A 7646-nucleotide genomic window follows, 5' to 3' on the forward strand; every position below is an offset into this window, starting at 1 on the left:
ATCGTCTTCGAGGCGACCGGAACAGGATCAGGCAAGATCTCGAAAGTGCAAGCCCAAATTTTCTGCATTAAAGCTTAAAAAATGTGCAGATACTGACTTGCCCAGAACGCAAAGAACCCCGCGCCGATCGCTCGACGTGGGGTTCCTGTCAGCGTCCGGAGATCGCGCTGGCGATCCGCCGATGCGTCAGTGGCAGCAGTCGCTCTTCTTCGTCGAAGCCGAGCAGCTCGCCATGTTCTTCTCCGGCGGCAGGTCGATCACCGGATTCTGGTCGAAGAAGCCGTTCGGCATCAGCTTGAAGCCGCAGACCACACAAGGCTGGACCGGATGGTCCTCCGGCCTGGGCAGGTGGTGCAGGCCGAAGCTGTGCCAGAGCACGATGTCGGTGTTCTCGATCGGCCGGTTCTGGTCGCTCCAGGTCTCGACGCTGTCGTCACCGGTGGACTGGTTGACGAACTCGCCCGCCGGATAGCGCTCCTCGGGATGATAGGGCGTCACCCAGAGATGGTGCTGGATGAAGCGGCCGCGCTTGCCGGACGGGCTGTCCGGATGGGTGAAGGCCTGGATGGCGGACGGCGTTTCCAGCTTGAAGCCCACCGGCGTGCCGACCCAGTTCTTCTTCTCCGGGTTGACGATCTTCCAGTAGCGCTGCTTGGCGAAGTCGTAGTCGCGGCGCGCCTCGAGCTCGGTCTTCAGCGGCTTCTGCACGACATAGAAGGCGTTGCCGTAGGGATTCTCCGGCGAGCCCATCGGCTCGGCCACCGTATCGCACTCGACTACGGTGTTGTTCGGCCCGTCCACTTCCATGTCCAGGCGCGCGCAGAACACGTGCTGGTGGATGTGGCCGACGATGCCGGGCGCCACCTCGGTGCCCCACTTGCCGGGCTGGCCCGGCCAGCAGGCCGCCGTATTGATGATGCCGGTGGCCTTCATCTCGTACTCGATGCGGCCGTCCTGGTGCAGGTACCAGTAGGACGCGTACTCGTAGTTGCCGATCGTCGAGATCGACGAGATCACCAGCTTGCGGGCCCGACGCACCTCGGTGCGCTCGGTGCGCAGGTCGTAGTGCTTCCAGGAAAGGCCGGCATCCTCCTCATGGAGGCAGATGGCGTTCTTGATGGTACGCGGCTCGCCGAACAGGGTCGGCACCACGGCGTCGAAATAGTGGATGACGCCCAGGCAGTCGCAGCCGAGTTCCAGCGAGTTGGCCATGCGGCCAAAGCCCAGCTCGCCATTGTCGAACACGTTCTTGCGATAGTGCGAACGCTCGGGCGTGCCGTAGGGCACCACCATCTCGGCGATCGAGCCGCGATACATGATCGGCCGGCGCACATCGTTATGGGTATAGGCGACGCAATGCAGCGTCAGGCCCTCGCGGCCGTTGAAGCCGACCCGGAAGTCCCAGTTCTCCCAGGTGACCTTGTTGCCCTCGACCACGAAGCCGGCACCGTCGGGCTGGACCACGTCCAGGCGCGAGGAGGGCTTGCGGAAGTCCTTGAGCAGCGCCGCGTCGTAGTTGCGCGGCTCGCGCGGCACCGGAATGTAGTCACCCTTCTCAGCGAAATGGTCGGTGACCTCGATGATCTCGGCGGTGGCCAGATCGACCAGGACGTGCAGGCCCTCGACCGGATGGGCGTAGTAGTTGTCGAGCGGGAAGGTGCGCATCCAGATGAAGCAGTTCATCACCCGGCGGCCGGTCTCCTTCTCGTAGCCGAAGCTACCGACCGTCCAGGGATCCACCGCCATGTACTCGACCTCGTCGAGCAGGCCGCGCTTGGCCAGTGCCGCGCGGAAGTCCGGGTGATCCTTCACCTTGCGCTCGATGTCGAGGATCTCCTCGACCGCGACCATGGCCCGGGCGTTCTCGCGGAACTCCTTCTGGATCACCTCGCCCTTGTTCAGGTCGATCCGGCCGACCCACACGCCCATCACGCCGCGCTTATACGCGTTGAACCGGGCGATGCGCGGGAAGTCGCTGCCTTCCACGAAGTTGCGCACCAGATCCTTGGGCGGCTCCTGGATGTCGATGGTCTCGACCCGCAGATCCTCGCCCATGGCGAAATGGTCGCGGATGATCGCGGCAGCCTGCTTGATCTCGTCCGCGTTCAACGGGTCCAGCGGGTGCGAGGGCTTCACCACGGGACTGGCCAGAATGGCCTCTTCGACGCGCAACGCCATCATTATCTCCAAGGGTCTCTGGACACGGGTGGACCGGGCACTCGCCACGCGCTTGTCCACGCGCAAGCGGCCGAAACGCGCCTTCGGCCGCACGGCCAGAAGGATCCGGCAACCGCTCAGGGCCAGCAAGCCAAATCTTCGAGTAACGTGAAGTTTCGTGCGATTCGGTGCTGCCGGCAGAAATTCGCTCAAATTCGCACAAGACCGGACAGTTGCGCGACCATGCGGCAGCCTGCCTTCGCCTCGGGCAGGACCTGGCGCGAACCGAGGCAGACAGGCGAGGCCGGCTCAGCCCCCGGCCAGCAGCCGCTTGCGCTTCTTGATCTCCGCCCCGGCGAGCTGGTCGCAGCGCTCGTTTTCCGGGTGGCCGGCATGGCCCTTCAGCCAGTGCCAGGTGACGTCGTGGCGCCGGACGGCCTCGTCCAGCCGGCGCCAGAGATCCTCGTTCTTCACCGCAGCCTTGGCCGCGGTCTTCCAGCCGTTGCGCTTCCAGCCGTGGATCCAGCGGGTGATGCCGTCGCGCAGATAGACGCTGTCCGTGTAGAGCTCGACCTTCATCGGCCGCTTGAGCGCCTCCAGGGCACCGATCGCGGCCATGAGTTCCATGCGGTTGTTGGTGGTGAGGTCCTCGCCGCCGGACAACTCGCGTTCCGTACCCTTCCAGCTGAGCACCGCCGCCCAGCCGCCCGGACCGGGATTGCCGCTGCAGCCGCCATCGGTGTGGATGACGACCGGCGTCGGGTCGGCCGGCTCAGCGGACACCGCACACCGCCGGGTCGGTGACGTCGCGGAAGAAGCGCAGCTTCGCCAGATATTCCAGCGGGTCCTTGGGCTGGACCAGCGCGCCGTCGACCCGATTCAGCCAGTCATAGAGCCGGGTCAGCAGGAAACGCAGCGAGGCGCCGCGGCAGAGCAGCGGCAGGGCCCGGATCTCGGCGGGCTCCAGCCTGCGCTCGGCGACATAGCCCCTGACCAGGGCCCGGGCCCGCTCCGGGTGGAAGACGTGCTGCTCGTCGAAGCACCAGGCGACGGTGCAGACCGCCAGGTCATAGGCCAGCAGGTCGTTGCAGGCGAAATAGAAGTCGATGATGCCGGTGACGTCCGTGTCCTGGAAGAAGATGTTGTCGGGGAACAGGTCGCCATGGATCACGCCCGACGGCAGGCCGGTCGGCCAAGCGGCGACGATCGCCTGGAAATCCCGCTCCAGCTCATCCGCCAGGCCCGGCAGGACCCGGCCGGCATCCGGCTCGCACAGGTCGAGCAGCCGGCGCCAGCCATCGACCGACAGCGCGTTTTGCCGTCGGATAGAGAAGTCCCGGCCCTCGCGATGGAGCTGGCCGAGCGCTGTGCCCAGTGCCTGGCAGTGCTCCGGGTCGATGATCTCGGTGCAGCGGCCTTCCAGGAAGGTGACGATGGCCGCGGGCTTGCCCATCAGGCTGCGCTGGACCTGGCCGTCACGCCCGTGGATCGGCAGCGGGCAGTGGATGCCGCGCTCGGCCAGGTGCTCCATCAGCCCCAGGAAGAAGGGCAGGTCGGCCGGATCCACCCGGCGCTCGTAGATGGTGAGGACGTAGCGCCCCCGCTCGGTGTCGACGAAGAAGTTGCTGTTCTCCACGCCCGCCTGGATGCCCTGGAAGTCCAGGAGGCGGCCCAGGTCGTACTGCGTGAGAAAGGCGTCGAGGGTGGCTCGATCGACCGGCGTATAGACCGCCATGAGGGCTCCGAAGCTGGGTCAGGCGGCCTGGGCGGGACGACGCCTGGGTAAGGGCGGCACCCGGAAGGTGACATTCTCGTCGACCAGCTTCACTTCCTCGACGGTCACCTCGTAGCGCTGGCGGGCCGCCTCGATCACCTGGTCGACCAGGATCTCCGGTGCCGAGGCGCCGGCACTCAGCGCCAGCCGGCGCACATTGCCCAGGCTGTCCCAGTCGATGTCGGCCGCGGTGCGGATCAGCTCCGCGCGCGGGCAGCCCTCGCGCTTGGCGACCTCGACCAGCCGCATCGAGTTCGAGCTGTTCTTGGCACCCACCACGAAGGTGAGGTCGGAGCCGGGGGCGATCGCCGCCACCGCCTGCTGACGGTTGGTGGTGGCGTAGCAGATGTCCTCGTTGCGCGGCCCCTCGATCCGGGGGAAGCGCTCCTTCAGCGCCGCCACCACGCCGGCCGTGTCCAGCACGGAGAGCGTGGTCTGGGTGGAGAAGGCCAGGCGCTCGGGATCCGGCACCTCCAGCCTCGCCACGTCCTCCACCGTCTCGACCAGGAGCACCGAGCCGTCGGGCACCTGGCCCATCGTGCCGATCACCTCGGGATGGCCGGCATGGCCGATCAGGACCACGGTCAGGCCGGCCTTGTGGTGGCGCTCCACCTCGCGATGGACCTTGCTGACGAGCGGACAGGTGGCATCGGCGAACAGGAGCCGGCGGCGCCTGGCCTCGTTGGGCACCGATTTCGGCACGCCGTGGGCGGAGAACACCACGATGCCGTCGTCCGGCACCTGGTCCAGCTCCTCCACGAACACCGCGCCCATCGCCTCCAGCTCCTCGACCACGTAGCGATTGTGGACGATCTCGTGGCGGACATAGACGGGCGGCCCGTTCTCGGCGAGCGCCTGCTTCACGATCTGGATGGCACGGTCCACGCCGGCGCAAAAGCCGCGCGGGCTGGCGAGAACGATCGTGAGGGCGGGTTTCGACGAGGTCATGGCTGGCTCGGTGGCAACAGATGGACGGGCAGATAGCACGCCATGCCCGCCAAGACGAGGTTCAGGCCGCCACGAACTCGACCAGGACGCCGCAGGCTTCCGCCGGCGCCACGGTGATCCCGCCCGCCGCATCGACCTCATGAGCCACGCCCTGCCGCCCCAGGAAGTCGCTTGTGCGGTCCGGATCGGCACGGATGCCCATCGCCACCGCGACCGGTGCGGCGGGTGCCTCCAGCCGGGCCAAAGGCGGATGGAGCATGCCGATGTCCTCGGCACGCGCCAGCAGCAGGGTGGCGGCACCGACGTGGACGGCGGCGACCTCGTCCGTCCAGGTGACCGAGGCCGGCCCCAGGACCCGGGCCAGCACGTCCACCACGGGCGGCACGTCCGGGACCAGCCAGGTCACGGTGCGGATGCCGACGGCACCGTTCGGATGGGCCAGCCAGGCCGTCTGGCGCAGCAGCTCCGGGGTCAGGTGGTGGCAGGCGAAGAAGTTCAGGCCCGCGGTCGCCTCGGCGGCGGGATAGACGTTCGAGAAGCGCAGCATCTGGCCGTCCGGACCGCCATGCTCCAGGAGCCGGCCGAGATCCTTCGGCCCGTCGGGGCGCAGGCCCGCCGCCTGCCAGGCTGCGGCCGTGGCCGAGGGGTCGGTCGAGCGCAGCACCATGCCGAGCAGGCCCTCGCGCAGGGCGAGCAGCCGGTCCAGCCCGTTGGTGAACTGCGCGGGGTCCAGGATGCCCAGCAGTTCCAGATAGTCCCGCTCGAACATGATGCAGTAGTTGGCCGTCCCCCAGCCGACATGGCGGCCGCGCGGGGTCACGTTGAAGCCCAGGCGCGCGAAGGCGTGGCGGGCTGCCTCCAGGTCGCGCACGCCCAGGATCAGATGGTCGATCCCGTCCAGGTGCCTTGCTGCCACCCTTGCCTCCTCCGGACACTGCTCTAGAGCTACGCAGCCCCGCCCCTAGCAGGAGTTGCCGCCCGTGACGATCGGACTGATCTGCGCCATTCCCCAGGAACTGGCCCATCTGCGCGACGTGCTGGAGGCGCGCGAGGTCGTCGAGGTGGCGGGGCTGCGCTTCGACCATGGCCGGCTGGACGGGCACGAGGTGATCCTGGTGGGTGCCGGGATCGGCAAGGTCAACGCCGCGCTGACCGCGACCCTGCTCTGCGACCGGTTCCGCTGCCGGCTGGTGGTGTTCACCGGCGTCGCGGGCGGCCTCGACCCGGAACTGCATATCGGCGACGTGGTGATCGCCGACCACACCGTTCAGCATGATGCGGGCGTGATCGAGGATGGCCTGATCCAGACCTACCAGGCCGGGCACGTGCCGTTCTTCAACCCGACCGACCGGCTGGGCTATCCGGTCGACCCGGACCTGCTGGCCAAGGTGAAGGCCGCCCTCTACGGCTTCGAGCTGGACGCTGTTACCGCATCGGGCAGCAGCCGGCCCGCCCGGATCGTGTATGGGACGATCCTGTCGGGCGACCAGTATCTCCACTGCGAGCGGACCCGCGAGCGGCTGTTCCGCGAACTGGGCGGCCGGGCGATCGAGATGGAAGGCGGTGCGATCGGCCAGGTCGCCCAGTCGTTCGGCGTGCCGTATCTGGACATCCGCGCCTTGTCCGACCTCGCCGGCAAGGAATCGCGCTTCGACTTCGCCCGGTTCGTGGACGAGGTCGCGGCCAGCTCGGCCCGGATCCTGCGGCGGCTCCTGGCCAGCCTGTGACGCCCGCCGGCCGATGACCGCCAGCCTGCCCATGTACGACCTGCCGGAGCTGGCCGACGCCACGGCCGCCTGGTGGCAGGGGATCGCCCGGCATGGCGGCTTCGAGATGGGGCTGGAGCGACCGGCCGACCTGATGGCGCACTGGCGCTCGCCCGACCTCCTGTTCTCCCAGACCTGCGGCTATCCCCTGACCCATGGCCTGGCCGGTGCGATGCGCTACCTCGCCACCCCCTGCTACGCGGCAGAAGGCTGCCACAGGCCACTCTACCGCTCGGCCATACTGGTGCGGGAGGAGGCACCGATGGCCAGTTTCGCCGACGCCGAGGGTGCCAGGGTCGCGATCAACAGCGAGGACAGCCAGTCCGGCTGCAACGTGCTGCGGGTGATGGCGGCCGAGATCAGCCCTGTCCGCCCCTTCTTCAGCGCGGTGGTGCGGACCGGCAGCCATCTGGCGAGCATGGCAGCGGTCCGGGAGGGCCAGGCGGATCTCGCAGCGATCGACGCGGTGACGCTCGCCCTGGCGACACGGGTCCGGCCGGCAGCGGTGGCCGGGCTCCGGCGGCTCGCATGGTCGCCCGCAGCCCCTGCCCTGCCCTACATCACCCGGCCGGACCTGCCGGTTGCTGTCCGGCAGGCCCTGGTCCGGGCGATCCAGGCAGCCTGTGCCGACCCGAGGCTGGCGGCGGTGCGGGGGGAACTGCTGATCGACGGCGTGGCCGTCCTGAACCCGGATGCCTATCAGGTGATCCCGGGCATGCACCGGCGTGCCCTGGCACTCGGGCTGACCGAACTCGGATAAAGGGCGTCAGACGATCCGCCCGGTCACCAGTGGCGGCGGGGCAGCAGGTTCTGGCCCGACCTCGAAGGCCGGCCGCAATCGGGCCATGGCAGCCTCGGCAGCCGCCTCGTCACGGGCATGAACCATCAGGAGCGGCCGGTCGGGCCCGGTCGCCTCGCCCACTTCCAGCACATCGCTGAGCCCCACCGCATGGTCGATCGCCTGGTCCGGCCGGGTGCGCCCGCCACCCAGCCCGATGATC

Annotated in this window: 7 protein-coding genes and 1 pseudogene; 2 read left to right on the forward strand and 6 right to left on the reverse strand. The window is 68.3% G+C overall.

Annotated elements, in window-relative coordinates; genetic code table 11:
- Positions 1–186 precede the first annotated feature (186 nt).
- The 5 genes from VNS22_RS21000 to VNS22_RS21020 all read right to left on the reverse strand — a co-directional run bounded on the left by VNS22_RS21000 (position 187) and on the right by VNS22_RS21020 (position 5795).
- A complete protein-coding gene (locus VNS22_RS21000; protein ID WP_325735922.1) occupies positions 187–2178 on the reverse strand; it encodes a primary-amine oxidase in 1992 nt (663 codons plus the stop codon).
- Between the two features lie 288 nt (positions 2179–2466).
- The gene (gene rnhA, locus VNS22_RS21005) at positions 2467–2940 is read right to left on the reverse strand and encodes a ribonuclease HI (RefSeq protein WP_325735924.1); all 474 of its coding nucleotides are present in this window, start codon (positions 2938–2940) and stop codon (positions 2467–2469) included.
- Entirely contained in the window at positions 2930–3892 is a 963-nt protein-coding gene (locus VNS22_RS21010) for a homoserine kinase (RefSeq protein ID WP_325735926.1), read from the reverse strand. The genes rnhA and VNS22_RS21010 overlap by 11 nt, the downstream gene beginning before the upstream one ends.
- An 18-nt stretch (positions 3893–3910) precedes the next feature.
- Complete coding sequence (gene ispH / locus VNS22_RS21015; RefSeq protein ID WP_325735928.1) at positions 3911–4879, reverse strand: 4-hydroxy-3-methylbut-2-enyl diphosphate reductase; 969 nt, start codon at positions 4877–4879, stop codon at positions 3911–3913.
- Between the two features lie 61 nt (positions 4880–4940).
- Positions 4941–5795 (reverse strand): VOC family protein, encoded by an 855-nt coding sequence (locus VNS22_RS21020; RefSeq protein ID WP_325735930.1) that lies wholly within the window; start codon positions 5793–5795, stop codon positions 4941–4943.
- A 64-nt stretch (positions 5796–5859) separates the two neighbouring features.
- Here VNS22_RS21020 and VNS22_RS21025 point away from each other — a divergent pair, with 64 nt between their 5' ends.
- A complete protein-coding gene (locus VNS22_RS21025; protein ID WP_325735932.1) occupies positions 5860–6606 on the forward strand; it encodes a 5'-methylthioadenosine/adenosylhomocysteine nucleosidase in 747 nt (248 codons plus the stop codon).
- Between the two features lie 13 nt (positions 6607–6619).
- The gene (locus VNS22_RS21030; protein WP_325735934.1) at positions 6620–7405 is read left to right on the forward strand and encodes a phosphate/phosphite/phosphonate ABC transporter substrate-binding protein; all 786 of its coding nucleotides are present in this window, start codon (positions 6620–6622) and stop codon (positions 7403–7405) included.
- Positions 7406–7411: 6 nt separating this feature from the next.
- On the opposite strand, the pseudogene VNS22_RS21035 reads toward VNS22_RS21030, so the two are convergent.
- Positions 7412–7646: pseudogene (locus tag VNS22_RS21035) on the reverse strand (thymidine phosphorylase); the annotation flags it as partial.

The organism is Geminicoccus sp. (assembly GCF_035556675.1).
Classification (GTDB): Bacteria; Pseudomonadota; Alphaproteobacteria; order Geminicoccales; family Geminicoccaceae; genus Geminicoccus.

Excerpts from the sequence above, each read along its gene's own strand:
- VNS22_RS21030 (WP_325735934.1), top strand. The coding sequence starts at position 6,620 with ATGACCGCCAGCCTGCCCATGTACGACCTGCCGGAGCTGGCCGACGCC.
- VNS22_RS21010 (WP_325735926.1), bottom strand. The coding sequence starts at position 3,892 with ATGGCGGTCTATACGCCGGTCGATCGAGCCACCCTCGACGCCTTTCTC.
- ispH (WP_325735928.1), bottom strand. The coding sequence starts at position 4,879 with ATGACCTCGTCGAAACCCGCCCTCACGATCGTTCTCGCCAGCCCGCGC.
- VNS22_RS21000 (WP_325735922.1), bottom strand. The coding sequence starts at position 2,178 with ATGGCGTTGCGCGTCGAAGAGGCCATTCTGGCCAGTCCCGTGGTGAAG.